Source organism: Ruegeria sp. N10, assembly GCF_056531545.1.
On sequence record NZ_JBQFLY010000011.1, the window covers coordinates 1 to 24,915 of the forward strand.

A 24,915-nucleotide genomic window follows, 5' to 3' on the forward strand; every position below is an offset into this window, starting at 1 on the left:
GCAGCGAATGGGCCGAGGTGATCGCGTGGAAATCGCCGGTGAAGTGCAGGTTCATCTCTTCCATCGGAACAACCTGCGCATAGCCGCCCCCCGCAGCGCCGCCCTTCATGCCGAAGTTCGGACCCAGCGAGGCCTCGCGGATACAGATCATCGCATTCTTGCCGATCCGGTTCAGACCGTCACCCAGACCAACCGTTGTGGTCGTCTTGCCCTCACCCGCAGGCGTCGGGTTGATCGCCGTCACCAGCACCAGCTTGCCGTCTTCACGACCCTGAACCGAGTTGATGAACTCCTGGCTCACCTTCGCCTTGTCATGCCCATACGGCAACAGATCATCACTGGATATTCCAAGCTTCGCGCCGATCTCCTGGATCGGCTTCTTATTCGCTTCACGCGCAATTTCGATGTCGGATTTATAGCTCATTGGCCGGGGTCCTTGATTGAATACCGTGCAAAACCGACGTCAAACGTCGGCGCTACGCATTCCATACCCTTGTGTACAATCTGATTAGCCATGGATTCCGACATTCTGGCGTCGCGAAGCGTCGTCAGGTCACTTCATCGGTAACTAATCGGAAACCTGCATATTTTCGGGGCTCCAGGCAGGCTGGTCCGGAACAAAGAGCTTGAGGTGATCGCCCAGTTGAATGCGCCCGGGACGTTCGATCCATCCCGTGACACCCCGGCGCCCGACGGCAGCGGGTTTGAACCCTGCACCATACCCCTGATGATCCGCTTCGATTTCGCGTCCGGGCAATACGCAGGGTGCGTTTTCCATATCCACAGTGATCGTCAGCCCGTTGACCGCCTGAAGGCGCGAGGACGGCGGAATGTGCGAGAAATCCGGAACACCTTTCAGCACTATGGATACGCCCAGATAAGACGGGTCAAGCTGGTCCAGCCCCATGTTCTGCGCGATCTGCTGCAACTCTTCCAAGGACAGCACCGAAAGTTGACGAACATTGCGGATTTCAGTGCCCTTGGGATAGAGGTTCGAGACCCGAACACAGGACGCACGGTTCAGACCTTCGTGCCGTTCGCCTTTCGCGCCCTCAAACCCAAGATCCAGCAACTCCACGGGCTTGGCACGAAGTGATCCGCCGGCAGGAACAAGGCCCAGCCAAACGACTTCGGCTGCAAATTCGGTTTCCCGCAAAAACGGCATATGCGCTTCCCTACCCATTGGTGTCTGCCAGCGCATAATGCCCAGTAACGCTCTGATGGAAAGAGAAAAAACCCGGGTCAGAGCCCGGGTTCTTGCTGGTTATGCTGTCGGTTCAGGTTCCATCCCGCCCTCAGGCGGTGATTTCTTAGCCTTGGTCTTGGGGATGGCTGTGACGCTGGGCGCACTGCCCTCGTCCGACTTGTCGTTCCGGTCATCGCTGTCGCCGGGCGATTCCCCGTTCATGACGCGTTTAATTTCGTCACCGGTCAGCGTTTCGTATTCCAGCAAACCTTGGGCCAGACGTTCCCATTCTTCGTTATGATCGGTCAGAATCTTGTGCGCCTTTTCGTAACCTTGCTGGATCAGGCGCTTTACCTCTTCTTCAATCAGTTCCTTGGTATGAGCCGATACCGAGAAACCGGCAGTATTGCCCTGGTATCCCTCATGGGCCTCGGCATAGTCGATATTGCCGACCTTGTCCGACATTCCCCAGCGCATCACCATGGCACGTGCCAGTTGGCTGGCCTGCATGATGTCCCCGGCAGGCCCGTTCGACACGTGATCTTCGCCATACTTGATGACCTCGGCCGCCTTACCTGCCATGGTCATCGCCAGCTTTTGTTCGCACTCATCCCGGTGATAGTTCAGGCGATCCATTTCCGGCAGCGAAACGACCATACCCAGCGCGCCGCCGCGCGGTATGATGGTCGCCTTGTAGACTGGATCGCACATGGGCAGAGACAGACCAACAACAGCATGACCCGCTTCGTGATAGGCTGTTTTTTCCTTCTGATCCTGAGTCAGCACCATCGAGCGGCGCTCGGCCCCCATCATCACCTTGTCCTTGGCGTTTTCAAAATCTTCCATGGTGACAAAGCGACGACCCACGCGTGCGGCCATCAACGCGGCCTCGTTCACGAGGTTGGCCAGATCCGCACCCGAGAAGCCGGGCGTACCGCGCGCGATGATGCGCAGATCGACATCGGGGCCCAGCGGCGTCTTGCGTGCGTGAACGCCCAGAATTTTCTCGCGGCCCTTGATGTCCGGGTTGCCGACTGTGACCTGACGGTCGAACCGGCCCGGTCGCAGCAGCGCAGGGTCCAGAACATCCTTGCGGTTTGTCGCCGCCAGAATGATTACACCTTCGTTGGCCTCAAACCCGTCCATTTCGACCAGCAACTGGTTGAGCGTTTGTTCCCGCTCGTCGTTGCCGCCACCATACCCGGCGCCGCGATGACGACCCACAGCGTCAATTTCATCGATAAACACGATACAGGGCGCGTTCTTTTTCGCCTGCTCGAACATGTCACGCACGCGGGACGCACCCACACCAACGAACATTTCGACAAAATCCGAACCCGAGATGGTGAAGAACGGCACGCCCGCCTCACCCGCAATGGCACGGGCCAGAAGCGTCTTACCGGTACCCGGAGGGCCAACCAGCAGCGCGCCCTTGGGGATCTTGCCACCAAGGCGGCTGAACTTCTGCGGGTTTCGCAGGAATTCGACAATCTCTTCCAGCTCTTCCTTGGCCTCGTCGATACCGGCAACATCGTCAAAGGTCACGCGGCCATGCTTTTCGGTCAGCATCTTGGCCTTGGACTTGCCAAAGCCCATCGCGCCACCTTTGCCGCCGCCTTGCATCCGATTCATGAAATAGACCCAGACACCGATCAGCAGCAGGAAAGGCAGCAGCGTGATCAGGAACGACTGAAAGCCTGATTGCTGTTGTTTTACGGCCTGAACGGGGATGTTTTCTTCGATCAGAAGCTTGGTCACTTCGGCGTCGCCGGGTTTGATCGTGACATAGCTGGCACCGCTTTGCAGGGTATAGCGAATCTGCTCACCATCCAGGGTCACATTCTTGACTTCACCGCTTTGGACGGCACCGACAAAGTCGGAATAGGTTTTCTCGTTGTTCTGAAGCGTTCCGCCCGGTCCACTGAACAGATTGAACAGTGCAAGGATGAGCAGGAACAAAACGACCCAAAACGCGATATTGCGAGCGTTGCCCAAGGAAATTCTCCTAAAAGTTCCGGCAGGTGAGACGCTGCCAAGTTACCTCTTAAAATAGAGAGGATTGTCGTATGTTCAATGCGATAAAAAAGATGTGTGGAACTCGGGCCAATCTGACGCAAGACTGGCATGCCAACCATTCGCGAGACCCGCAAGCGGGGCGGCCAGCACCCTATCCGCATTCCAAACCGCAGGCGTCGCTGTCAAAGCTATCCTGGGACGCCCGGTTGCCCGCCACTCGGGCACCTGTTGCAACCCCTCACCCCCCAAAGCACGGATTTCTGCGCCCATTGTTGCCGGTCCGCTCAGCCGCCATTTGCCATCCCACACAGCACCGGGTGCAGCCAACTGAGATTTCACGGCATTAAATTCCCTGCAAATCCAAACACTCCCGCCGTGTGGAACAATAAGACAACCGCCCACTGACGCCGATTGCCCATTCGCAACTGCATCCATCGCCCGATCCACTGCCGCCTGACGCGGGGGATAACCCGACCCGGCAACCCACGAGAGGATTCCCAGCAGGACACGGCGCCGAATCTCAAGGGGCAACGCGGCAAATCCGGCCCGGTTCACCCTCACGTCACTTTGATCCACTTGCGCCACGGACCGTGCGGATTCTTGCGCACAGATGCCAAGTGCCGTGTGTGCCTGCGCCAGATTGTCAGCCACGCGGGACAATGAAAGCGCATCAATTCCCAAAGGTTCTAGACCACCCAAAGCTTCGCGCGCCTTGATCCGATCGAAACGGGCATCCTGATTCGAAGGGTCGTCCACCCATGCCACGCCAGCCCCAGTCAGATAGGTGCGCAGCTGTTCACGGGCAATCCCCAGCATCGGGCGCAGTATCGTCAGCCCCCGCTGTTTCCGAATGGCCGCCATTCCGGACAGGCCCGTGACCCCGGATGATCGGCCCAACCGCATCAACAGTGTTTCCGCCTGATCATCTGCGGTGTGGCCCAGCGCAATGGCATCGATTCCGCGGCCCTTTGCCCATTCGGATAACAAATCATACCGCGCCTGACGTGCGCGGTCCTGCAAGTTGCCGGTACCGTCCCATCCCGACCAACGCAGCGTGTCATGAGGCATCCCCAACGCAGCCGCCTGCAGGGATACCGTTTCGGCCTCGCGCGCGGATTCGGGGCGCAACCCGTGGTCGACCGTGGCAACGAAAAGGGTGATAGCCTCATCCTGCGCCACATGATGCAAAAGGTGCATTAAGGCGACAGAATCGCCGCCTCCCGAAACTGCAATACCCAACTTGCGCGGAAGTGTTTCGGGTAGCCGGGCGCGAAGGTCTGCAAGTAGTTTGCTGGAGTGATGGTTCAAGTACATCCCAACGCGGTCATCTCCTGCGTGGCGTTCGAAAACTCTGGCGCAGAAGGAAAGCGTACTCCGACCTCATTAAGCGTGATGCAGGCCTGATCAGTCTGTCCCAAACGGCCAAGCGCCGCACCCAGTTCGTACAACGCCTCGGGTGCAAATGCGCCCTCGGAATCACCCGTGAAGCTGGCCAGGAATGCTCGGGCCGCTTCGCGCGTGTCGCCAATCCCTTCAAGGGCATGACCGCGTTTCAGGTTGGCTTCGGGCGCCAGCGGACTGCCGGGATAGCTTGTTTCAAACTGCGCAAACAACGTGGCAGCAGTCTGGAAATCGCCATCGGCCAACGCTTGCGAGGCTGCATCAAAATCAGCACGTTCACCTATGGCCAGTTCACCATGATCGGTCGCCGTTGGCGTTTCGATACTTGTTGGCCCGGTGATCACACCGGCCGTGTCACCACCCAATGTCGAGGTCTCACCCAATGTCGTCAAATCGCCGCCTTCCAGTTCGACCAGCCGGAACTCAAGGTCACCGATTCGGTTGGTGCCGTCAGTGACAATGTTCTGCACCCGCTGGTTCAACTGCTCGGTTTGGCGGGTCAGGCGCTGCAATTCCGCTTCGATCGCGACAACGCGTTCTTGGACCGAACTGCCGGACAGGTTCGGTGCAGGTGAACCCGTGGTAGAAAACTCGCGTTTCAAACGCTGAATTTCCACATGTAGCACCGTTAGTTCCTGACGGATATCTGCAAGAGTTTGCTGATCCTGTGCCTGTGCAACACCAGCCGTCGCCACAACCGCCGCCAAAACCCATCCTGCAATGCGCATCATCTTACCCCAGAGTTGACCCGGTCAGAACCGTTACCGCACGGCGGTTCTTGGAATAACATTCCTCGGTGCTGCAAATCTCGATCGGGCGTTCCTTGCCATAGCTCACGGTATTCAGGCGGCTGCCCGCAACTCCGCGTGAAATCAAGTATTCTCGTGCCTCATTAGCGCGTTTGGCACCCAAACCAAGGTTGTATTCCCGTGTGCCCTGCTCATCCGCGTGGCCTTCAATCGTTGCGACAAAATCCGGATTGGCCAGCAACCAGTCTGCCTGCCCTTGCAGCACTGTTTGCGCCTCGGGCGACAAGGTCGACTGGTCAACGGCAAACAGGACACGGTCCCCGACCGTTTGCTGGAAATACGCGGGCGAGCGCGGATCACTCGGTGATCCGGGGACAATGGATCCAATGCCTCCGCTACCACCACCGCCACCCAAGGCTGAGGGGTCATTGTTTGTGCAGGCGGCGATCACACTCAGCGCGCCCAGCGCCAGAACTTTGCTCAATACGTTCATTTCAGGTGCCTCGTGTTATGTTTATTGCCGCCTGTCTACCACAGGGACGATTTGTTGTGAACTTCACTGCGATCAATTCTGCAATGGGCCCCAGGACGGATCGCTGCCGCCGTCCGGTGTACGTACCGGGCGCAGGTTCCTGCCCGAGATATCCACCGAGTAAAGCGATGCCCTACCGCTGGCCCCCTGCGTTTCGCGGGTGAACATGATGACCCGGCCATTGGGCGACCAGGTGGGGCCTTCATCCAGGAAAGACGCTGTCAGCAAACGTTCTTCTGATCCGTCGATGCGCATCACGCCGATATGGAACCGGCCCTGGTTCTGCTTGGTAAAGGCGATCAGGTCGCCTCGCGGCGACCAGACCGGCGTACCATAGCGACCCGCGCCAAAGCTGATCCGCGTGGCTTCGCCCCCGTTTGCTGCCATTACGTACAATTGCGGCGTGCCGGAGCGGTCGCTTTCAAAGACAATCCGGCCACCATCCGGCGAATAGCTGGGAGCCGTTTCAATTGCGGGCGTGTTGGTCAGGCGCGTACTTTGCCCCGAGGTGATATCCATTTTCCACAGGTCGGTATTGCCGCCCTGAATCAGCGAATAGACAATCGACCGGCCATCCGGCGAGAACCGTGGCGAAAAGCTCATGGTCCCGTCCTGCGTCTTCAGTTCCCGTGGTTTCGGGCGCCCGACTTCAGTCACGTAAATGCGCGGGCTGCCGCTTTCATAACTGGTATAAAGCAGCCGGTCACCGGTGGGTGAGAACCGGGGCGCCAGAACGATGGCGGCGCTGTCAGTCATGTACTGCACATTCGCGCCATCGTAATCCATGATCGCCAAACGCTTCAGGCGCTGGTCCTTCGGACCGCTTTCCGAAACAAAGGCAACGCGGCTGTCAAAATAACCGCCTTCACCTGTGATCCGGCTATAGACCTGATCGGCCACCTTATGCGCCATGCGCCGCCACCCGTCGGTGGTACCTGCCAGTTGAAGGCCATTGCCCAGTTCCTGGCCCGAAAACACATCCCACACCCGGAACCGGACCGTCAGTTTCTGACCGGACACATTGACAGCGCCCGTGATCAGGGCGTCAGCGTTGATCGCCTTCCAATCCGCAAACTGAACCGGAGCTTCGAAGCTGCTGACCCGGCTGATGAACGCATCCGAGGATATCTCGCGGAACAACCCGGTCCCGGTCAGGTCAGCCGCCACCACGCGCGAGATATCTTGCGCGAACTGAGCTGCGGCCGGGCCGTCCGGCACAAAATTCGGAACGGCAAAGGGCAAGGGTTCGATAATCCCCTCATCCAGTTCCAGACGCAAAGGCCCGCTCTGTGCATAAACCGGCGCAGACATCAATGTCAGGCCGACAAAGAGGCTGGTCAGAAGCTTCATCATTTGATCCGCATCCTCTCGGGGTTAAATGTAATCTCAACATCCTGCCAATGTTCGTATTTGTCAGCAGGCAAATCATATCCTTTGGCCCCGCAGCGCAAAATAGCACGTCGCGCAGCCTCGTAGGCCTGTTTAACGGCTCCCGCCGAGCCGCCAGAGCTGTCCAGCATCCGAACGCTGCCGCCGACGACCGTACCATCACGGTTCAACGAAAACGCGACAACAACCACAGTGTTCAGCGCATCTGTGGACAAGGAACCCACATTCCAACATCCAGAGACGGCCAGTCGCATCGCGTCTTTCTCTCCGCTGGTCAGCGGTGGACCAGAGGGTTCGGACCCGCTGCCCAAGGCTTCGGCCAGGGCGTCGTTAATTGCCGTTTCATCGGTTTGTTTTTCAGATTCCGGGGTCGCTTCAGGCGATTTGGCCACAGCGGGTTCGGATGGCGGCCTTGGCCGGTTTGGGCGCACGCGCGGCCGCGGAGATGTCAGGGGCGACTGTTCCTTGGTTTCCTCGGCCTCGGTCACAATCTCCGGGGCTGCCTCTTGCGGCGCGGTCTGATCCTGCTGTTCCTGCTGAACTTCTGCGCCTTCATCCAGGGATACCGGCGGCGTTTCAAAATCATCAGGTTTTGCCTCGGGCGGTGGCGGAGCTATTGCCTCGGGCGCGACGCGATCCGAGGGGCGCGGCTGTGCCTCCGGACCAGGCGGCGCAGGCTGTGCAACAGGCTCGACCTGAGGTTCCGTCAGAACCGGAGGCTCGTCAGGAACCTCGGGTTCTGGCGGCGCTTCCACGATGACAGGCTCTGGCTCTGGTTCTGGTTCAGCCGGTGCAACAGGTTCAGGGCGCGGCTGTTCGTCAATCACGGATTCCGGCGGTTTGGTCACAGCCTCCGGTTGGGGCGGTTGTTGCAAAGCGGTCGGCACTTCGGGGACTTCCGGCGCATCCCGCTGGGCAGTCATCGCCGCGAATTGTTCAGCCGTGATCACTGAGACGTCCTGCACAGCCATCGGCAACGGTTCGGACCTGAAGGTGCCGCCGAACATCGCCCATCCGATCAGGCTGACATGCGCAATCGCTGAAATCTTGGTGCCGGTATCCACCGTGCGACCTCACTCTCCACCTTCATCCAGCGTCGGCCCACCGGTATCGGTCACAAGGCCAACGTTGGAAAAACCGCCCGCGTTCAGTGCACCCATGACCTGCATCACCTGTGCATAAGGGATTGCGCCATCGGCCCGCAGGAAAACCCGGTCGCTGCTCCGCTCTGCCGCAATGGCACGCAGCTTGCCAATCAACTCTTCGCGCAACACATCGGTGGTCTGGATCTGCACGCGGCCGTCTGCGGTCAGAGTCACGGTCAAAGGCTCTTCGTTGTCGCCGGGCAGCGCACTGGCCGCGGTCTTGGGCAGATCGACCGGAACACCAACCGTCAGCAATGGCGCGGCCACCATGAAGATGATCAGCAATACCAGCATGACATCCACGAAAGGGGTCACATTGATCTCGGCCATCGGCTGCGCGCGACCGCGACGCCGACCACGTCTGCGCCCATTGCCGCCCGAAGATTGCTGGATCGCAGCGCCCATCTTCAGCTGTCCAACTGGCGCGACAGGATGGTTGCGAATTCATCCGCAAAGGCTTCATAGCCGCCAACGATCCGGTCACTATCTGCGCTGAGTTTGTTGTAGAAAATCACCGCCGGGATCGCCGCCAAAAGGCCCAACCCTGTCGCCATCAACGCCTCGGCGATGCCGGGAGCCACCACAGCAAGGTTAGTGTTTTGCTGCTCGGCAATCTCGATGAACGCATTCATGATGCCCCAAACGGTGCCAAACAGCCCGATAAACGGAGCTGTGGAGCCAACAGTCGCCAGAATGGGAAGCCCTTTTTTCAAGGTTTCCGCCTCTTTCGCGATGGCGACATCCATCGACCGGTCGATACGCGCGGTTGCCCCGGCAATCAGCCCGCCATCATTGCGATGCGACCTGCGCCATTCGATCATGCCTGATGCAAAGATTTTTTCCGAGCTGCCATCCGGCTGGGTTCCGATCTGCTCGAACAACTCATCCAACGGGTTGCCCGACCAGAAGCTTTCATCAAAAACCTGCGCCTCGCGTCGGGCCGCGCGATAGTTGATCAGCTTCTGAATGATGATCCCCCAGGACCATATGGATGCGCCGGTAAGTACCAGCATCACCAGTTTGACGATAAAGGTCGCGCGGGCAAACAGCCCCCACATGGAGAAGTCGATCTCCTGCGCCAGCGCCAGCGTTTCAGCTTCCATGAACCTGCTCTTTGTTTTGCCTGATGGCCGTTCGTTTGGCCTTGTTTTGCCAAACGCTATCTCAGTTGGTCATGAAAAGCCAACAGAACCACCCACGGTCCGCAAATTGTTACATCAATGCGCGAATCTCTGCCGGCAAACGGATCGGCTTGCCTGCTTTATTGATGCAAACGGCCGTGACTGTTGCACGAAATATTTCGGTCTCACCGCGTCGGACAAGCTGTGCCATGGTCAGACGCACGCCCGAGATTTCGGTAACTTCGGTTTCGACAATCAATTCATCATCGAACCTTGCAGGCGCCAGATACTCGGCCTCAAGCCGCCGCACGACCCAAACAATGCCTACTTCCCGCATGGCGTTCTGGTCATTGCCCAGATTACGCACCCAGTCCGAGCGCGCGCGCTCGATATAGCGCAGGTAGTTCGCATGATAGACAACCCCACCCATGTCGGTGTCTTCATAATACACGCGGATGGGGTAGGTGTGTTTCATTGCAACGTCTCCAGACGGGCAAACAGCCTTAACGCGTGCGAGGCATCCTGTGCCGCCCGTGGCAAAACCGGATCATAGGCCGCCCGGATCAAGGACGCGATGTCGGGACGCAGGATCGTGGCCTCACCTGCGATTGCCAGTGGAGATTGATTGCGAAATGCAGTGTCCGACCAGAGCAAGATTGTCTGCACGACCTGATTGAGCGCAAGGGTTTCAGCCGGAACCTTCGACAATTCTTTGTCCATGCGCAGAAACACAAACGCCGCGCGGATCGCGCCATCTTCTTCGAACCGGAAAATGCGGTACTGGTTTGCATCTGCCTCGACCAGCCGTGCAACCAAAGGTTCCAGATCCGGAACCAGACGATCAAGGTCCGGTACTTCCAGCAGTTCCTGCCAGTCCCGGAAAAAGAAAACCATGCAATTCGCGCCAAGTTCAGGGTCCGTCTCGGCCATTTGGTGACCGGCCAGCGTGACAACAGCTTCAAAAGCCCCCTTTACGGTGGCTAGCGTCTCGTCTTCAACGCCGAAAACGATCGGAACAATAGGCCGTCCCCAGCGCGTAAACAGAAACTCGCCGCTTTCGCGTGTGAACAGCGCCTCAATTTCTTCCGGTGTCACCGCCAGCCCTTTATCTTTTTAAAAATACTCTCGCCGAAAGGCATAAAATCTAAGTGCGCGGGCTTCAACCGAACAGATCGCTTTGCCGCTTGGGCGCGGCCATCCCAAGATGCGTCCACGCCTTCTGCGCCAACATCCGCCCGCGCGGAGTACGCTGGATTAGCCCCTGTTGCAGCAAATAGGGCTCGATCACCTCCTCAAGCGAGTCGCGGCTTTCGGACAGCGCGGCAGACAGGGTTTCAATCCCCACCGGGCCGCCTGCGTAGTTTTCGGCAATCAGCTTCAGATACCGCCGGTCCGCACCATCAAGACCCAGATTATCAACGCCCAGACGGGTCAAGGCACCATCGGCCAGGTCCCGTGTGATCCGCCCGTCCCCTTCGACAATCGCGAAATCCACAACGCGTCTCAGCAATCGCCCGGCGATACGCGGGGTTCCACGCGACCGGCGCGCGATTTCGCGCGCACCATCGTTATCCGCGGGCGCGCCCAGTTTCCGCGCGTTCCGGGTGACGATTTCGTGCAACTCATCCACCGTGTAGAACTGAAGCCGGGTCGGGATACCAAACCGGTCACGCAAGGGCGTTGTCAGCAGGCCCATCCGCGTGGTGGCCCCCACCAGTGTGAATGGCTGCAATTCGATCCGAACGGTGCGCGCAGCAGGACCTTCGCCGATAACAAGATCCAGCTCGAAATCTTCCATGGCCGGGTACAGCACTTCCTCCACAACCGGGTTGAGCCTGTGAATCTCGTCGATGAAGAGCACGTCACGCGATTCAAGATTGGTCAGGATCGCTGCCAGATCCCCCGCCTTGGCCAGAACCGGGCCAGAGGTCATGCGGAAATTCACTCCCAATTCACGCGCCATGATCTGCGCGAGGGTCGTTTTGCCCAACCCCGGAGGTCCGTGAAACAAGGTGTGGTCCATCGCCTCGCCGCGTTGCCGGGCTGACTGGATAAAGATGCGCAAGTTGGCGCGCGCCTCAGCCTGACCAATGAATTCATCAAGCCCCTGAGGACGCAAGGCGCGGTCATTGTCTTCCGGCAGGGGCTCCGGGCGCAGGGTGGGATCAGCGTCAACCATTCACTTACCCTTTCGGAGCCAGCAGCCTGAGGGCCGCGCGGATCAGATCAGCCTCGTCCGCATCCGGCTGGCTTGCAGCCGCTTCAGCCACAGCGCCCGCCGCGTCGGACGGCCCATATCCAAGATTGGCCAACGCCGACAACGCCCCGGCAGACGCGGCCGCAGCACCTGATGGCAGCTTCGATACACGTCTAGGTGCGGGCGTAGAATCATTCGGCTCAACAACCTCAAGTTCCGGGCCGTCCAGCGCCTGAGTAATCGTGCCACCCATGGCCATCACACCCGGCGCCTTGTCCTTGAGGTCCAACACGATCCGCTGGGCTGTTTTTGGCCCGACCCCCTTGGCCGCCTTTACCGCACCCCAGTCCCCCAGGGCAATTGCGCGGCTGACACCGTCGGGTCCCAATGCACTCAGGATCGCCAGCGACACCTTCGCGCCGACCCCCTGGACCGAGCACAGCAGGCGATGCCACTCTTTCTCGACAAGCGACAGAAACCCGTAAAGCTGCATCAGGTCTTCGCGGACAACCATGTCAGTGTAGATCGAGACCGCCTCGCCCACCCCCGGCAATGCCGCCATGGTCCGGTCGGAACAATAGACAAGATAGCCGACGCCCCGGACATCGATCAGCACATGATCTGCCGCACGATAATCCAGCCGCCCTGTCAGTTTTCCGATCATGCCCGCACCTCTTTCACACGCGCCTGTTGCGTCTTTCCGTAATAGGCGTGGCAGATTGCAATCGCCAGTGCATCCGCCGCGTCGGCCCCTTTCGGCAAACAGCCCGGCAATTGCAGTTTGACCATGTGCATAACCTGCTCTTTCTCGGCATGACCCACGCCCACCACGGTCTTTTTGACCCGATTGGGTGCATATTCCCCCACCGGCAGACCGGCCTGTGCCAGCGTCAGCAACGCCACGCCACGCGCCTGCCCAAGCTTGAGGGTTCCGGCCCCGTCCTTGTTCACGAATGTCTGTTCGATAGCAGCCTGATCGGGCCTGTGATCCGCAATCACTTCGACAATCTGATTGTGCAGCGACAGCAACCGCTCGCCCAGATCGTCGCCATCCGATTTGCATAATCCATTGGCCACATGGCTCAGGCGGCTGCCATTTGATTCGATGACGCCCCATCCCAGGGTTCTAAGCCCCGGATCGATGCCCAGAATTCGCATGTTTTGCCTCGGCCTGCTCGGGTTGTGTGATCTTTTTTCAACGCCTAGCACGAAGCGTGAACATTTTCCAAGCGAATTGACCCCAGGGCTGAAAACGACACGCGTGTTTCAGGCGCGACTTCGGGCGCGTTTTGCGACCCAGTGAAGTCTGAATTCGACACTTTCTCAAAGGCTTTTTCACCAATTGTTTAAGGGGATTACAACTTCGTGAAGCCTTGCAGAAAACGCATAGGACACATGCAAAAACTGAACTTGTGCGAACGAAATGGCGGCACTAGATGCCCCGCAGATCGCAGAAATGCAATGTGAACACTAACCAGAAGGAAACAGGATATGGCTGCACTGGACACAACCCGCGTCGCTACCACTGGCTCGTTCGGCCTTGTTGGCCGTATCGGCGCATTTTTCGTATCGGCCGTTAACGCCGCAGTTGAATGGAATGACGCCCGCGTAACCCGCAACGCGCTGACCGGTCTGACCGACCGCGAACTGGACGATATCGGCCTGTGCCGCGGTGACATCGACTTCATTGCCGAAGGTCGCCGCTAAGAACCGACCCCAACACTTATACGCCCCTTCCTCCTCCCTTGAGGGGCACACAAAAACACCGCGCACCGTAAGGGTACGCGGTGTTTTTTTAATCCGAGGGAGCGGATTAGTAGAAAACTTTGTTCAACTGAGTGGCGAGGGCTTGCGACACAGGATCGATTTGCATCACCCAGGCACCGGCTTTTTCGACTGGTGTGCCTTCGTTCAGGCTGTCGATCCGATATTGATAGCCGGTGGGACTAAGGTGGGACAAAAGAAATGCTTTGAAGGCGAAGAAACCGACAAGCGTAAGCAACAGCACCTTTGCTGGCACCGCCGAGCTCACCCGCTGCGGCCTCATCACAACCAGGCCATCCTTGCGCATCGTCGCACGATAGCCGCGGCTCATCTTTTGGTGTTTCTTGTTCAGGCGATTTACGCGCTGATTGAACTCCAGTTGTTTACCCGTCATGGCAGCCTCCAAAAACCGCCCCCCTCGACTTCATTCAGAAAACGGTAAAAAGAGATTGCGACAAAAACGTGGCAAAAACCTATAAAACTCCTGCAAATGGCCTAATTCGCGCCCTGTTTGGTTAAAATTAGGGTCGTCCACTCACCAATCTCGGCCCTATAGGCCTGATTGAACCCGTTTTGTGAATAAACGGAAACCACGTCATCGGCCTGTTCGTTAAGGATTCCCGACAGGATCGCATGCCCACCTGGGCGGAGATTCGCTGCCATTTCGGGTGACAAGGCCACCAAAGGTCCTTTGAGGATATTGGCAAAGATCAGATCGTAGGGTGCGTGTGCCTTGAGGTCGGGATGATCGAAACCTGCGGCTTCAACACACCGAACCGCGCCGGACATACCGTTTGCCTTCAGGTTGGCTTCGGCCACTTCAACGGCCACCTCGTCGATATCGCTGGCAATGAAATCACCATCCCATACCCGGGCTGCCGCCATGGCCAGAACGGCCGTGCCGCAACCGATATCCGCTACTTTCGAGGCACTGAATCCTTCATCCAACAACCGGTCCAGAGCTTTCAGACATCCCAGCGTGGTACCGTGATGCCCGGTGCCAAAGGCCATTGCCGCCTCGATCAGCAGTGGAATGCGACCGTCGGGCAGCTTGTCGGCATCGTGGCTGCCATAGACAAAAAAGCGGCCCGCCTCAACCGGGGCAAGCTCGCGCCGCACATGGGCCACCCAATCGGTTTCAGGCAATTCCGACACAACAAAAGGTTTGGCTTCAAAGGCAACTGCCAGAACGGCCAATGCGGCCTCGTCAGGGGCTTCGGTGAAATATCCACCCACTTCCCACAGGCCCGAGCCATCTTCGACCTCGAACACACCGACGCCGGTTGGTTCGGGCTCCAGCCGCTCCATCGCTTCGCCCAGACCTTCGGCGGCTTTCTTACCTGTCAGCGTAGTCAGCGCAGTGAATGTGGGCATGGGGAACTCCTGTTTCAGTTGGCACTGCGCGTAGGACGGTGCGCCGCCAACGTCAAGCTTGCGACCTATTCCGCCGGGGCTGGCGCGTATTTGCTCAGGACGGTCTCATTGCCCGGTTCCGGGTGGCGTGGAACCAGCAGGGACAGCAGCAGAGAAACGACCGCCATCGCCGCCGCTAGGCCAAATACGGCGCCTGGCGACATGACCCAGAGCAAACCCAGCAACGCGGGCAAGAAAACCGCGGCGATATGGTTGATCGTGAACGCGACTGCGGCAGTTGGCGCAATATCCGCCGGATCAGCGATTTTCTGGAAATAGGTTTTCAGCGCCAGCGCCAGCGCAAACAGCACATGGTCGATGACATAGAGCGTCGCCGCCAACAGCACGCCCCAGCCAAACCAGTAGATGCCACCATAGGCTGCGAACACGATCGCCAGACCGGTGTATTCAAAGATCAACGTGCGCCGTTCGCCAAACTTGGCCACCGCTTTACCCAGCAACGGAGCAACCATCATGTTGATCATCAGGTTGATCAGATACAGGCTGGTCAGCTCATGCACTTCAAAGCCGAACTTCTCGACCATCATGAACCCGGCAAAGACGACAAAGATCTGTCGCCGCGCACCGGCCATGAATTGCAGCGCGTAATATAGCCAGTATCGACGGCGCAGGATCAGTTTCTTGGTTTGCGGTGTGGGGGCATCGAATTGCGGGAAGGTGAACAGGCAAAACAGGGCTAGCAAAGCTGTTGCACCGCCAGCAGCCATGAAGACAAAGTTATAGGACAGATCGAACCGCTCCCAGGTCAGAACGATCAGCCCGTAAACCACCATCGTTGCAGCCGAGCCCATTGCGACCAGCCATCCCAATATCTGCGGCGCGCGATCCTTGGGAAGCCATTGCAACTGAAGCGACTGGTTTACCGTCTCATAGTAATGAAACCCGATTGAACTGAACAAGGTCACGAACAGCAATCCGCCAAGGCTTGGGAACCAGGCCGTAAAAGCCGTTGCGACCCCAAGCATCATCAGCGAGATCATGGCCAGCACCTGCTCGCGAATGAAAATGATGACGGCAATCACGCCGACCGCCAGAAAGCCCGGAATCTCGCGCACCGTGTGTAGCAGGCCGATATCGGCCCCGTCGAAATTCGCTGCCTCAATGACGAAGTTGTTCAACAGCGCGCTCCACGCATTAAACGCGATGGGCATGGTCAAGGCCATCACGAACAGAAGCGTGACAGGACGACGCCAGAACGGAAGGCTCTGCGCCTCGGCAAGGGGCATAGGTTTCAGCATGAGAATCCTCTACGCCCATTTCCCAACTTTGGCGAGGGGGAAGCGACCGGCGCACAATGGCCCTGCGTTAATGCAGACGTCACCGTCAGTAAAAGCTTTGTGGATCGATATCGACGGTCAGGCGGATATCGCCTTTCAGGCGTAACGGGGCAATCCAACGGGCGATAGCATCCTGGATTGGTGCGCCCTTGGGTGCCTTGACCAACAGGCGGACACGGTGACGTCCGCGAATACGGGCAATCGGCGCCGGGGCGGGGCCAAACACCTGTGCACCGATCTGGCGCAATGGACCGTCGTTGCGCGCCATGGCATTGCCGATGTCAAAGACCGGGCCGACCTCTGGCCCTGACAGAACAATCCCTGCCATACGTCCATAGGGTGGCACACCGGCCGCTTGCCGACCGGCGGCCTCGGCCTGCCAAAAGCCCTCTTCGTCCCCCGACAGAATCGCCCGGATCACCGGATGTTCCGGCTGAAAAGTCTGTAACAGCGCCTGCCCCGGTTTTTCAGCCCGACCGGCACGCCCCGCAACCTGCCGCATCAACTGAAATGTTCGCTCGGCAGCCCTCAGGTCTGCGCCATGCAGACTTAAATCCGCGTCGATCACCCCCACCAATGTCAGCTTGGGAAAGTTGTGCCCCTTGGCCACCAGCTGCGTTCCGACAACGATATCGGCATCCCCGGCCGCAATCTCTTCGATCTTGGCCTTTAGTGCGCGGGCTGAGCCGAAAAGATCAGAACTTAGCATGGCAATTTTGGCCTCGGGGAAGGTCACCTCGGCCTCTTCGGCCAAACGCTCAATGCCCGGCCCCACCGGAGCCAGCTTGCCCTCGACCCCGCAGGAAGGACAGATCTCGGGCATCGGCTTGGTCTCGCCGCATTGGTGGCACATCAGGCGCTTCAGGAATCTGTGTTCGACCATGCGCGCGTCGCAATGGTCACAAGCGATCTGTTCCCCGCAGGCGCGGCACAGGGTTACAGGAGCATATCCCCGACGATTGATGAACAAAAGCGACTGCTCGCCTTTCTCGATCCGCTGCTGCACCGCTTGCCGCAAAGTCGGAGATATCCACGTTCCGGCCTGCATCTGTTCGGCCCGCATGTCGATGGGCTTCATCTCGGGCAACACTGCCGCCCCGAAACGCGAAGTCAGGTCGATCCGATCATATTTACCTGCCTCAGCATTTGCCCAGCTTTCCAGCGAGGGGGTTGCGCTGGCCAGAATCACCCGCGCGCCGCAGATGGCCGACCGCAGGACCGCCATGTCTCGCGCGCTGTAATGCACCCCGTCTTCCTGCTTGTACGAGGTGTCGTGTTCCTCATCCACCACGACCAGCCCCAGATCGCGAAATGGCAGAAACAGGGCTGACCGCGCGCCAACAACCAGTTGAGCTTCCCCCTGCCCGACCATCCGCCAGACCCGCCTGCGTTCAGTCATGGTCGCGCCCGAATGCCACTCGGCAGGGCGCGCGCCAAACCGCGCTTCAACCCGTGTCAGGAATTCTGCGGTCAGCGCAATTTCAGGCAAAAGGACAAGCGCCTGCCGCCCCATGCGCAGCGCTTCGGCCACGGCCTCCAGATAGACTTCGGTCTTGCCGGAACCCGTCACGCCTTTCAGCAGCGTCGTGCCGTAATTCCCCGTCCGTTGCCCGGCGCGAAGCTGCGCAACCGCACTTGCCTGATCTTCGGTCAGGTCCTTTCCCGGTAAATCGGGATCAAGATGCGGATACGGCAGGTCGCGCGGGCTGTCTTCTTCACGAACCGCGCCTTGCTTGACCAAGCCTTTGACAACGGACGAAGTTACCCCTGCCTGTTCCGCCAGTTCCTTTAACGTGAATGCCAACCCGCCATAGTCGCGCAACACGTCAAGTACACGGATTCTGGCGTCGGTCATCCGGTCTGGCAGGGTGGCTCCCAAACGATAGATCTTGCGCATGGACGGCGGGTCGCCCAGCCCCGGCGCGCGGGTCGCCAGCCGCAGCATCGCGGGCATCGGTGTCAGAGTATAGTCGGCAACCTTGCCGAGGAATGCCCGCATTTCCTCGCGCATCGGTGCAACTTCCAGCACACGGATCACCGATCGCGCCTTGTTCAGATCGAAACCGCCCTGCCCCGGCCCCCAGACCACGCCCAACACCTTGCGCGGACCAAGTGGCACCTCGACAAACGCACCCAGAAAGCACCCTCCTTCGGGCGCTTTGTAATCCAACGTCCGGTCAAGCGGTTGCGTTGTCAGCACCGCAATCAGCTCTCCCTCGTCGAAAAATCCGTTAGCGCTCACAGCATATCCTTTGCAGGGGGTTCCAGCATGGCTCTCTTTGAGGTAAAGCCATCCGCGACCAAGGCCAACCCATCAAAGGACTGCCCTCATGAAATTCTTCGTAGACACTGCAGAGATTGACGCCATCGCTGAACTGAACGATCTGGGCATGGTGGACGGCGTGACCACCAACCCCTCGCTGATCCTGAAATCGGGCCGCGACATTCTGGAAGTGACCAAAGAGATCTGCGATCTGGTCGACGGTCCCGTTTCCGCCGAGGTTGTCGCGACCGAAGCTGACGACATGATCGCCGAAGGCCGCAAGCTGGCCAAGATTGCCCCGAATATCGCAGTGAAGGTTCCGCTGACATGGGCCGGTCTGAAAACCTGCAAGACGCTCAGCGATGAAGGACAGATGGTCAACGTCACCCTGTGCTTTTCGACCAATCAGGCGATCCTGGCTGCAAAAGCGGGTGCGACCTTCATCTCGCCCTTCATCGGTCGTCTGGACGATATCAACCTGGATGGCATGGATCTGATCGCCGACATCCGTCAGGTCTATGACAATTACGGATTCGAAACCGAAATTCTGGCCGCTTCAATCCGCACCGTGAACCACGTTACTGAAAGTGCCCGCATTGGTGCCGACGTCATCACCGCGCCGCCAGCCGTGATCAAGAAACTGGCCGATCACCCGCTGACTGACAAAGGTCTGGAAACATTTCTGGCAGACTGGGCCAAAACCGGTCAGAAAATCCTCTGATCTAGTGTGCAACCGCGCGGCGCTATCAGGCGCCGTGCCCGGCCCAACGGCCCAAAGCCTGATCTGCGATCAGGCGTGGCAGGCGGGAGCCTATCCGCCACAGCATCCGGGGAAATCCACTCTTGCGTGCATTTTTCCCAAGGCAAATCCGGTTCGGCATGCTATAAGCCGCCCAACAAAAAAAGACCGGACAGGACATGAGCAGCAATCCCAAACTCGAGGATAATCTCCGCGCGGCAATTCTGGCCGAGCCCGACGTCGTTCTGGACGACAAGGACCTGATGCAAGCCCTTGTGGCCGCGAACGAACGCGCCCGGGGTGATAATGTGATCGATCTGCGCGGCATTGCCATGCAGCGGCTCGAGGCGCGGCTGGACCGGTTGGAAGATACCCACCGCTCGGTCATCGCTGCGGCCTATGAAAACCTTGCAGGCACCAATCAGGTACACCGCGCGATTTTGCGCTTGCTGGAACCCGTCGAATTCGAGGATTTCCTGCGTGCCCTTGGCGCCGATGTCGCAAATATCCTGCGGGTTGACCATATCACGCTGGTTCTGGAAACCACCGTGGTTCAGAACGATCCTGCCATCGACAGGCTTGGAGGCGTTCTGACGATCGCAGAGCCCGGCTTCATCAACCAATACCTGACCAATGGTCGCGGCGGCCCTGTCCGCGACGTGACCTTGCGCGAAACTCATCAGCCGAACCGACGTGTTTTCGGCGCGCTGGCGGATCAGTTGCGCTCGGAAGCCTGCCTGAAGCTGGACCTCGGTCCGGGTCGCCTGCCGGGCATGATCGTCATGGGGGCCCGTGATCCGCGGCATTTCACGCCGCAACTCGGCACCGATCTTCTCACCTTCTTTTCCGGCGTATTCGAACGCTCGATGCGCCACTGGCTGTCGTGAACCTTATCTCACCTGCTTGCCGCGACGCGCTCCAGCACTGGCTGGACACTCTGGGCGCGCTGGCGGGGCGGTCCCAGAACACCCAGACCGCCTATCGCGGCGATGTCACCGAGTTTTTGTCTTTCATGACCCTTCATCACGGGGAACGACAAGGGTTGAAGGCGCTGGAACGGATCACCGTCTCGGACATGCGCGCCTGGATGGCAGATCAGCGCAGCGGGGATATCGGCGCGCGATCCCTTGCGCGCAAACTGTCCGCCGTCAAAAGCTTCTATCGTTGGCTGGCCGAGCGAGAGGGATTTGAACCCACCGCCGTTCTGTCGACCCGCGCGCCCAAATTCACCAAGAAACTGCCCCGCCCTCTGGCCGAAGACGCCGCGCGCGCCATGATTGACACGGTCGAGCTGCAATCTGTGTCCGACTGGGTCGCGGCCCGTGATGTTGCGGTTGTCACGCTGCTCTATGGATGCGGCCTGCGGATATCCGAGGCCTTGTCTCTGACCGGTGCAGACGCGCCCTTGCCCGAGACACTGCGCATTGTCGGGAAGGGCGACAAGGAACGGATCGTTCCGGTTCTTCCAGCCGCCCGAGATGCGGTTGACCGGTATCTTCAGCTTTGTCCCCACCCGCAAGCGAAGGACGCAGCCCTGTTCCGGGGCGTCCGTGGCGGCCCTCTGAACCCGCGCGCAATTCAGGGCGTCATGGCTAAGGCACGGATGCAACTGGGGCTGCCATCAACCGCCACACCTCATGCCATGCGGCACAGCTTTGCCACCCATCTGCTGTCCGCCGGAGGAGATCTGCGGGCTATACAGGAACTGTTGGGGCACGCCTCATTGTCAACCACACAGACCTATACCGCAGTGGATACCGCGCGGCTTATGGAGGTCTACAACCGTGCGCACCCCAAGGCGTGACCGATACATCGAACAGAAACCTCGGGCTTTTGGTTTGCATCTCTGGCGTGCATCGGTCATGACCCTAACATGACACTCAGATTCAAAGCTCTTGCCGTACATCTCTTCACTGCCACAGGTGCTGTTTTCGCAATGCTGGCCATGCTGGCCGCTGTGGAAGAGAAATGGAGCCTAATGTACCTTTGGCTGGTTGTATCTTTCGTTGTTGATGGCATCGACGGTCCGCTGGCGCGGCACTATCACGTCAAAAAGAACGCGCCCGAGTTTGACGGTGTCTTGCTGGATCTGATCATCGATTATCTGACCTATGTGTTCATTCCAGCCTTTGCGCTGTTCAAATCCGGATTGATGGATGGGTGGACTGGCTGGTTCGCAATCATTGTCATCACCTTCGCCAGCGCGATGTATTTCGCGGACACTCGCATGAAAACCAAGGACAATTCCTTTTCCGGCTTTCCTGGATGCTGGAACATGTTCGTTGTCGTGATCTTCGCGCTTGAACCCAATTTCTGGATCATCCTGCTGCTGGTCACACTGCTGTCGCTTGCGATGTTTCTACCTTTGAAGTTCGTTCACCCCGTGCGCACCGAACGCTGGCGCAGTCTGACCTTGCCGGTCGCCCTTGCATGGACGTTCTTTGCGGGCTGGGCCGCGTGGGTCGATTTTCATCCCGAAAGCTGGGCACACTGGGGTCTGGTCATCGCCAGCCTGTACCTGACATTTGCGGGTATCGCACAACAGGTCATTCCGCAGCGCCGTACCTGACACGAGCGCTGCCGGACCGGGTTTAAAGAACGTCCTGAACCTCAAATTCAGTACCGTTATGGGTAAAGACGTCACCCGCTCGCAGACCGGCCATGGCCAGATAGATCGGGCTTTGCGTCGAAATCCCCATATATGTATCTCCACCCACCTCAAACCGGGTCGTCGAAACACAGACGACAAAGCTGCGGTTGTTGAACCTGATCACCGATCCCGGCTTGACTGTATCTGTCAGCCCAAAATCGGTATTCTCGATCACATCGATCTTGGCATGATGCGCATGGACAGGCGCGTCAAACGCAGCCGCCAGATCGGCATTTTCGCGCGATGCGGCTATGTCATCCTTGTCGTGGCCTTCCCGGTCGTCCAGTCGGGCATCCTTCAGAAACGCATCGTAATGGGCCTGCGCCGTTGCAAGCTCCTCCGCCTCAAGCGACATCAACCGGTCGATAATGGCCTTCTTCTGGGCTGCGCGATCATTTTCAGTGCTCATTCAATGCGATCCTTCAAATTCAGCAACTGATATAAGTTGTGCTTCCCAGAACCGGATTGCAACCGAATTTCGAGGCTCAGATCAAAAGACCCGCCGCCCGTTCATGCCGCAGCAGTGCAACCTTTGTCTCGATCCCGCCGCACCCGGAAAACCCGCCCAGCCCATTGGCGGCCAGCACTCGGTGGCAGGGAATAATAACGGGGATCGGGTTTGCCCCGCAGGCCTGACCGACCGGTTGCGCCGGTTGCCCCAACGCCTTGGCGATATCCCCGTAGGTGCGCGTTTCCCCAAGGGGAATGGCATACATGAGATCACAGACCTGCCTTTGAAACTGCGATCCATGAATGCGGTAGGGCAGATCGAAGCGGTCAAGCCGACCAGCGTCATAGGCCATCAACTGCGCCGCCGCCTCGCGCAGCAGAGCGGTCGGCTCGCCCTCGTCCTCGCCGTCCCAGACCAGCCGCGTGAGGGCACCATCGGTTTCCTCGATCCCGAGTCTTCCGAACTGAGTTTCAACTGCAATCATCGCCATGGGATGACGGTTTCAGATCAATCCTCCAAGTTCAAGTGGGGAAGCCATGGGGGCTGCGCGACGCGCGGATTTTGTGAATTTCGGCAATCATGTTAGCCTACTTGCATTGTCAAAAAGAGTTTTGGAGCATGAGATGGGTCGTCATTTGATCCTGACGGTTCATGGAATTGGCGAACAAATACCCGGTGAGACCGTCGATCAGGTTGTCGGGGCCGCGACAACCTGGCTGGATGGCAATCCCGAACCGCCGATTGAGGTTCAGCGCGGGATGATCGAGCTGGCCGAGACAACCTTCGACGGCACCCCCCGAAGCGCGACATTGTTCCCGGTCAACCTGCGCAAGGTGACAAAACCGTCTGCTCCGCAGGATGCGGCTATGTTTGCCGAGGTTTTCTGGGCAGATCGCTCACCTGCCCCGAAAGGTGTCATTAAGACAGCGTTGGACCTGATCTGGGTTGTTCTCGCACTGGGTTATCTGGCGATGGACAATGCCGAACAAACGCATAGCCGCGCGGATGTGGCCTCGGATCAAGCCAACGGCAGGAACACTTTGGCCGCGCGGCTGGTTCACCTTTTTACCTGGGTTTTCTTCGGTGCAGTCGCGACCCTGAATGCCTATCTTCTGATCGGAGCGCTCGCCGTGATGGTCGATCGCGTTCCCGGGATTTTCTTTCAAAGCACGATCCTGCTGTTCTGGCTCTTGTTCACGCTTTACGCCGGAGGGGTCGCATACGGACTAAGGCGCAGCTTAAAAGCCCCGACCTATCTGAGGCGCGTATTCTGGCGCGGCATTCTCGGGATGGGGTTCTTGCTGCTGATCTGCCTGATCATAGGTCCGCTTGGTCTGGAAATCCGGGCCTGCACACCCTTGCCGGGCAGCCCAGCCTGCCCTTCGGCGCTGGAGCAGTTTGTGGCCTTTCAGGTCTACCTGCTGGCGTTTTTCTGGGCTTCGCTGATCTTCATGACAATCATTTTGTACGTGCTTTCTGCGACCAGGCTTGATGAAAAGGTTCAGGCAGACAATCTGAAAGAACACAGACGGCTGTATCCCAGCATATGTGCCGGGATGTTGGTGTTCTGGATGTTCTTTATATCCGGGTTGTGGCTTATGCTGCGGGAAATGCTCGACACGATTCCGGGGCTTTCGGATGGAAAACTGACCGGTCTGTTTGACAATTTTCTCAGCGATTCCATCGAAACGCTCAGCGTTGCCTTTGCGGCAATTGTGCTTCTTGTGTTTGTCGGCGTTGGCCTGTTTGCCGGTCGCAGAAGGCTGAAGGCAAACCTGCATGTCCGCGACGGGCTGATCAGCCGCGCCATCCTCAATCGTTTTGCACAATGGGTCTTTTTGTTCGGTGCAATCACACTGGCCCTAGTCGCAATCCGAGAGATCGCGATGAGCCAGCACGTCGATCCCCTGTGCCAGATCGGAACGGACAATTGCAACGTGATTGGCCTGGTTTTGAACAAGCTGGCAAGCAAACAGGGCGAGATTGGCCTGATCGTCCTGGGTGCAACAGCATTGATGTACCGCTTTTCCGATTTTGTCGCGGCAGGGCTGGGCGTGGCAAGAGACATCGTCACCTATGCCATTCGCGACAAGTGCTTTCTGAAAGCGGACCTTAAAACCAGGCTGCGCAATTATCCGGATCGCAAGGCGATTGATGAACGGTTTTACCGTGCGCTGCATTACGTGGTGGATATCTTTGCCGCGGACCACATCACGGTGATCTCACATTCACAAGGCACCGTGATTGCTACACAGATGCTGGCTGATCCACGCGTGCAAAAGCTGATTGACGGGCGCACCCTGACGCTGATCACGATGGGCTGTCCTGTGACCCACATCTATCAGCGCTATTTTCCGGAAATGTTCACGGTCGTTCCCAAAAATCTGAACGCCGCATGGTTCAACATCTTCCGGCAGGATGACTTTGTAGGGACCGAGATTGAAGGCGGGCTGATATCCGTAAATCGCAACATCCCGGTCGATCCTGGTGGGCACACTGGATATTTCACGGATTATCAGGTCTGGAAGGCCTTGAAGGACCCAGCCATTGGCTTTGACCTGTTTAATCCGACACCGCAGTCCGTGCAGACGTGAAACGAAA

General features: G+C 58.4%; 27 protein-coding genes. 6 read left to right on the forward strand and 21 right to left on the reverse strand.

The genetic code is table 11. The annotated features are described in order from the left end of the window. The 15 genes from ACR0JI_RS14620 to ruvC all read right to left on the reverse strand — a co-directional run. Positions 1 to 424: formate--tetrahydrofolate ligase (locus tag ACR0JI_RS14620; RefSeq protein ID WP_480494792.1), on the reverse strand; the 424-nt coding region annotated here is incomplete at its 3' end. A gap of 144 nt (positions 425 to 568) precedes the next feature. Then, complete coding sequence (locus ACR0JI_RS14625) at positions 569 to 1,165, reverse strand: MOSC domain-containing protein (protein WP_480473725.1); 597 nt, start codon at positions 1,163 to 1,165, stop codon at positions 569 to 571. A gap of 99 nt (positions 1,166 to 1,264) precedes the next feature. Beyond that, positions 1,265 to 3,181, reverse strand: a complete 1,917-nt coding sequence (gene ftsH, locus ACR0JI_RS14630; RefSeq protein WP_480473726.1) for an ATP-dependent zinc metalloprotease FtsH — start codon at positions 3,179 to 3,181, stop codon at positions 1,265 to 1,267. A 75-nt stretch (positions 3,182 to 3,256) separates the two neighbouring features. Next, positions 3,257 to 4,516: a tRNA lysidine(34) synthetase TilS gene (tilS, locus tag ACR0JI_RS14635; RefSeq protein ID WP_480473727.1), complete on the reverse strand. Its 1,260-nt coding sequence runs from the start codon at positions 4,514 to 4,516 to the stop codon at positions 3,257 to 3,259. Further along, positions 4,507 to 5,331 (reverse strand): tol-pal system protein YbgF, encoded by an 825-nt coding sequence (ybgF, locus tag ACR0JI_RS14640; protein WP_480494905.1) that lies wholly within the window; start codon positions 5,329 to 5,331, stop codon positions 4,507 to 4,509. Before ybgF ends, tilS begins: the two co-directional genes overlap by 10 nt. A 4-nt stretch (positions 5,332 to 5,335) precedes the next feature. After that, positions 5,336 to 5,845 (reverse strand): peptidoglycan-associated lipoprotein Pal, encoded by a 510-nt coding sequence (gene pal / locus ACR0JI_RS14645; RefSeq protein ID WP_480473728.1) that lies wholly within the window; start codon positions 5,843 to 5,845, stop codon positions 5,336 to 5,338. 72 nt (positions 5,846 to 5,917) lie between these two features. Beyond that, positions 5,918 to 7,237, reverse strand: coding sequence for a Tol-Pal system beta propeller repeat protein TolB (tolB, locus tag ACR0JI_RS14650; protein ID WP_480473729.1), 1,320 nt, complete (start codon positions 7,235 to 7,237; stop codon positions 5,918 to 5,920). After that, positions 7,234 to 8,337: an energy transducer TonB gene (locus ACR0JI_RS14655; protein WP_480473730.1), complete on the reverse strand. Its 1,104-nt coding sequence runs from the start codon at positions 8,335 to 8,337 to the stop codon at positions 7,234 to 7,236. Before ACR0JI_RS14655 ends, tolB begins: the two co-directional genes overlap by 4 nt. Positions 8,338 to 8,346: 9 nt before the next feature. Continuing rightward, positions 8,347 to 8,823 (reverse strand): protein TolR, encoded by a 477-nt coding sequence (tolR, locus tag ACR0JI_RS14660; RefSeq protein ID WP_480473731.1) that lies wholly within the window; start codon positions 8,821 to 8,823, stop codon positions 8,347 to 8,349. Positions 8,824 to 8,825: 2 nt separating this feature from the next. Next, positions 8,826 to 9,521, reverse strand: a complete 696-nt coding sequence (gene tolQ / locus ACR0JI_RS14665; protein WP_480473732.1) for a protein TolQ — start codon at positions 9,519 to 9,521, stop codon at positions 8,826 to 8,828. Between the two features lie 109 nt (positions 9,522 to 9,630). Further along, on the reverse strand, positions 9,631 to 10,014 hold the full coding sequence (gene ybgC, locus ACR0JI_RS14670; protein ID WP_480473733.1) for a tol-pal system-associated acyl-CoA thioesterase: 384 nt from the start codon (positions 10,012 to 10,014) through the stop codon (positions 9,631 to 9,633). Further along, positions 10,011 to 10,634: a hypothetical protein gene (locus ACR0JI_RS14675; RefSeq protein WP_480473734.1), complete on the reverse strand. Its 624-nt coding sequence runs from the start codon at positions 10,632 to 10,634 to the stop codon at positions 10,011 to 10,013. The genes ybgC and ACR0JI_RS14675 overlap by 4 nt, the downstream gene beginning before the upstream one ends. 64 nt (positions 10,635 to 10,698) lie before the next feature. Next, entirely contained in the window at positions 10,699 to 11,718 is a 1,020-nt protein-coding gene (gene ruvB / locus ACR0JI_RS14680; RefSeq protein ID WP_480473735.1) for a Holliday junction branch migration DNA helicase RuvB, read from the reverse strand. Between the two features lie 4 nt (positions 11,719 to 11,722). Next, the gene (gene ruvA / locus ACR0JI_RS14685; RefSeq protein WP_480494794.1) at positions 11,723 to 12,400 is read right to left on the reverse strand and encodes a Holliday junction branch migration protein RuvA; all 678 of its coding nucleotides are present in this window, start codon (positions 12,398 to 12,400) and stop codon (positions 11,723 to 11,725) included. Continuing rightward, a complete protein-coding gene (ruvC, locus tag ACR0JI_RS14690; protein WP_480473737.1) occupies positions 12,397 to 12,894 on the reverse strand; it encodes a crossover junction endodeoxyribonuclease RuvC in 498 nt (165 codons plus the stop codon). Before ruvC ends, ruvA begins: the two co-directional genes overlap by 4 nt. Before the next feature lie 333 nt (positions 12,895 to 13,227). Here ruvC and ACR0JI_RS14695 point away from each other — a divergent pair, with 333 nt between their 5' ends. After that, positions 13,228 to 13,443 (forward strand): DUF1127 domain-containing protein, encoded by a 216-nt coding sequence (locus tag ACR0JI_RS14695; RefSeq protein WP_480473738.1) that lies wholly within the window; start codon positions 13,228 to 13,230, stop codon positions 13,441 to 13,443. 106 nt (positions 13,444 to 13,549) lie between these two features. Here ACR0JI_RS14695 and ACR0JI_RS14700 read toward each other — a convergent pair whose 3' ends face one another. The 4 genes from ACR0JI_RS14700 to ACR0JI_RS14715 all read right to left on the reverse strand — a co-directional run bounded on the left by ACR0JI_RS14700 (position 13,550) and on the right by ACR0JI_RS14715 (position 18,453). After that, a complete protein-coding gene (locus ACR0JI_RS14700) occupies positions 13,550 to 13,906 on the reverse strand; it encodes a hypothetical protein (RefSeq protein WP_480473739.1) in 357 nt (118 codons plus the stop codon). Positions 13,907 to 13,995: 89 nt separating this feature from the next. Next, positions 13,996 to 14,874 (reverse strand): 50S ribosomal protein L11 methyltransferase, encoded by an 879-nt coding sequence (locus ACR0JI_RS14705; RefSeq protein ID WP_480473740.1) that lies wholly within the window; start codon positions 14,872 to 14,874, stop codon positions 13,996 to 13,998. A gap of 65 nt (positions 14,875 to 14,939) precedes the next feature. Beyond that, the gene (locus tag ACR0JI_RS14710; protein ID WP_480494796.1) at positions 14,940 to 16,172 is read right to left on the reverse strand and encodes an MFS transporter; all 1,233 of its coding nucleotides are present in this window, start codon (positions 16,170 to 16,172) and stop codon (positions 14,940 to 14,942) included. 85 nt (positions 16,173 to 16,257) lie between these two features. Beyond that, positions 16,258 to 18,453 (reverse strand): primosomal protein N', encoded by a 2,196-nt coding sequence (locus tag ACR0JI_RS14715; RefSeq protein WP_480494798.1) that lies wholly within the window; start codon positions 18,451 to 18,453, stop codon positions 16,258 to 16,260. Between the two features lie 88 nt (positions 18,454 to 18,541). On the opposite strand from ACR0JI_RS14715, the gene fsa reads away from it, so the two are divergent. The 4 genes from fsa to ACR0JI_RS14735 all read left to right on the forward strand — a co-directional run bounded on the left by fsa (position 18,542) and on the right by ACR0JI_RS14735 (position 21,782). Then, entirely contained in the window at positions 18,542 to 19,195 is a 654-nt protein-coding gene (gene fsa, locus ACR0JI_RS14720) for a fructose-6-phosphate aldolase (RefSeq protein WP_209505487.1), read from the forward strand. Between the two features lie 197 nt (positions 19,196 to 19,392). Continuing rightward, a complete protein-coding gene (locus ACR0JI_RS14725; protein ID WP_480473743.1) occupies positions 19,393 to 20,100 on the forward strand; it encodes a DUF484 family protein in 708 nt (235 codons plus the stop codon). Then, complete coding sequence (locus ACR0JI_RS14730; RefSeq protein ID WP_480494800.1) at positions 20,097 to 21,017, forward strand: tyrosine recombinase XerC; 921 nt, start codon at positions 20,097 to 20,099, stop codon at positions 21,015 to 21,017. The genes ACR0JI_RS14725 and ACR0JI_RS14730 overlap by 4 nt, the downstream gene beginning before the upstream one ends. A 69-nt stretch (positions 21,018 to 21,086) precedes the next feature. After that, a complete protein-coding gene (locus ACR0JI_RS14735; protein WP_480494802.1) occupies positions 21,087 to 21,782 on the forward strand; it encodes a CDP-alcohol phosphatidyltransferase family protein in 696 nt (231 codons plus the stop codon). 22 nt (positions 21,783 to 21,804) lie between these two features. Here ACR0JI_RS14735 and ACR0JI_RS14740 read toward each other — a convergent pair whose 3' ends face one another. Beyond that, positions 21,805 to 22,272 (reverse strand): hypothetical protein, encoded by a 468-nt coding sequence (locus ACR0JI_RS14740; protein WP_480494804.1) that lies wholly within the window; start codon positions 22,270 to 22,272, stop codon positions 21,805 to 21,807. Positions 22,273 to 22,348: 76 nt separating this feature from the next. After that, complete coding sequence (locus ACR0JI_RS14745) at positions 22,349 to 22,804, reverse strand: methylated-DNA--[protein]-cysteine S-methyltransferase (RefSeq protein ID WP_480473747.1); 456 nt, start codon at positions 22,802 to 22,804, stop codon at positions 22,349 to 22,351. 133 nt (positions 22,805 to 22,937) lie between these two features. Between ACR0JI_RS14745 and ACR0JI_RS14750 the strand changes: the two genes are divergently transcribed. Further along, on the forward strand, positions 22,938 to 24,908 hold the full coding sequence (locus ACR0JI_RS14750) for a hypothetical protein (protein WP_480494806.1): 1,971 nt from the start codon (positions 22,938 to 22,940) through the stop codon (positions 24,906 to 24,908). Positions 24,909 to 24,915: the final 7 nt, after the last annotated feature.

Excerpts from the sequence above, each read along its gene's own strand:
- ACR0JI_RS14625 (WP_480473725.1), bottom strand. The coding sequence starts at position 1,165 with ATGCCGTTTTTGCGGGAAACCGAATTTGCAGCCGAAGTCGTTTGGCTG.
- ybgF (WP_480494905.1), bottom strand. The coding sequence starts at position 5,331 with ATGCGCATTGCAGGATGGGTTTTGGCGGCGGTTGTGGCGACGGCTGGT.
- ACR0JI_RS14705 (WP_480473740.1), bottom strand. The coding sequence starts at position 14,874 with ATGCCCACATTCACTGCGCTGACTACGCTGACAGGTAAGAAAGCCGCC.
- ACR0JI_RS14745 (WP_480473747.1), bottom strand. The coding sequence starts at position 22,804 with ATGGCGATGATTGCAGTTGAAACTCAGTTCGGAAGACTCGGGATCGAG.
- ybgC (WP_480473733.1), bottom strand. The coding sequence starts at position 10,014 with ATGAAACACACCTACCCCATCCGCGTGTATTATGAAGACACCGACATG.
- ruvB (WP_480473735.1), bottom strand. The coding sequence starts at position 11,718 with ATGGTTGACGCTGATCCCACCCTGCGCCCGGAGCCCCTGCCGGAAGAC.
- ACR0JI_RS14735 (WP_480494802.1), top strand. The coding sequence starts at position 21,087 with ATGACACTCAGATTCAAAGCTCTTGCCGTACATCTCTTCACTGCCACA.
- ACR0JI_RS14750 (WP_480494806.1), top strand. The coding sequence starts at position 22,938 with ATGGGTCGTCATTTGATCCTGACGGTTCATGGAATTGGCGAACAAATA.
- ruvA (WP_480494794.1), bottom strand. The coding sequence starts at position 12,400 with ATGATCGGAAAACTGACAGGGCGGCTGGATTATCGTGCGGCAGATCAT.
- ACR0JI_RS14710 (WP_480494796.1), bottom strand. The coding sequence starts at position 16,172 with ATGCTGAAACCTATGCCCCTTGCCGAGGCGCAGAGCCTTCCGTTCTGG.
- pal (WP_480473728.1), bottom strand. The coding sequence starts at position 5,845 with ATGAACGTATTGAGCAAAGTTCTGGCGCTGGGCGCGCTGAGTGTGATC.
- tolR (WP_480473731.1), bottom strand. The coding sequence starts at position 8,823 with ATGGGCGCTGCGATCCAGCAATCTTCGGGCGGCAATGGGCGCAGACGT.
- ruvC (WP_480473737.1), bottom strand. The coding sequence starts at position 12,894 with ATGCGAATTCTGGGCATCGATCCGGGGCTTAGAACCCTGGGATGGGGC.
- ACR0JI_RS14740 (WP_480494804.1), bottom strand. The coding sequence starts at position 22,272 with ATGAGCACTGAAAATGATCGCGCAGCCCAGAAGAAGGCCATTATCGAC.
- tolQ (WP_480473732.1), bottom strand. The coding sequence starts at position 9,521 with ATGGAAGCTGAAACGCTGGCGCTGGCGCAGGAGATCGACTTCTCCATG.
- fsa (WP_209505487.1), top strand. The coding sequence starts at position 18,542 with ATGAAATTCTTCGTAGACACTGCAGAGATTGACGCCATCGCTGAACTG.
- ACR0JI_RS14725 (WP_480473743.1), top strand. The coding sequence starts at position 19,393 with ATGAGCAGCAATCCCAAACTCGAGGATAATCTCCGCGCGGCAATTCTG.
- tolB (WP_480473729.1), bottom strand. The coding sequence starts at position 7,237 with ATGATGAAGCTTCTGACCAGCCTCTTTGTCGGCCTGACATTGATGTCT.
- tilS (WP_480473727.1), bottom strand. The coding sequence starts at position 4,516 with ATGTACTTGAACCATCACTCCAGCAAACTACTTGCAGACCTTCGCGCC.
- ACR0JI_RS14695 (WP_480473738.1), top strand. The coding sequence starts at position 13,228 with ATGGCTGCACTGGACACAACCCGCGTCGCTACCACTGGCTCGTTCGGC.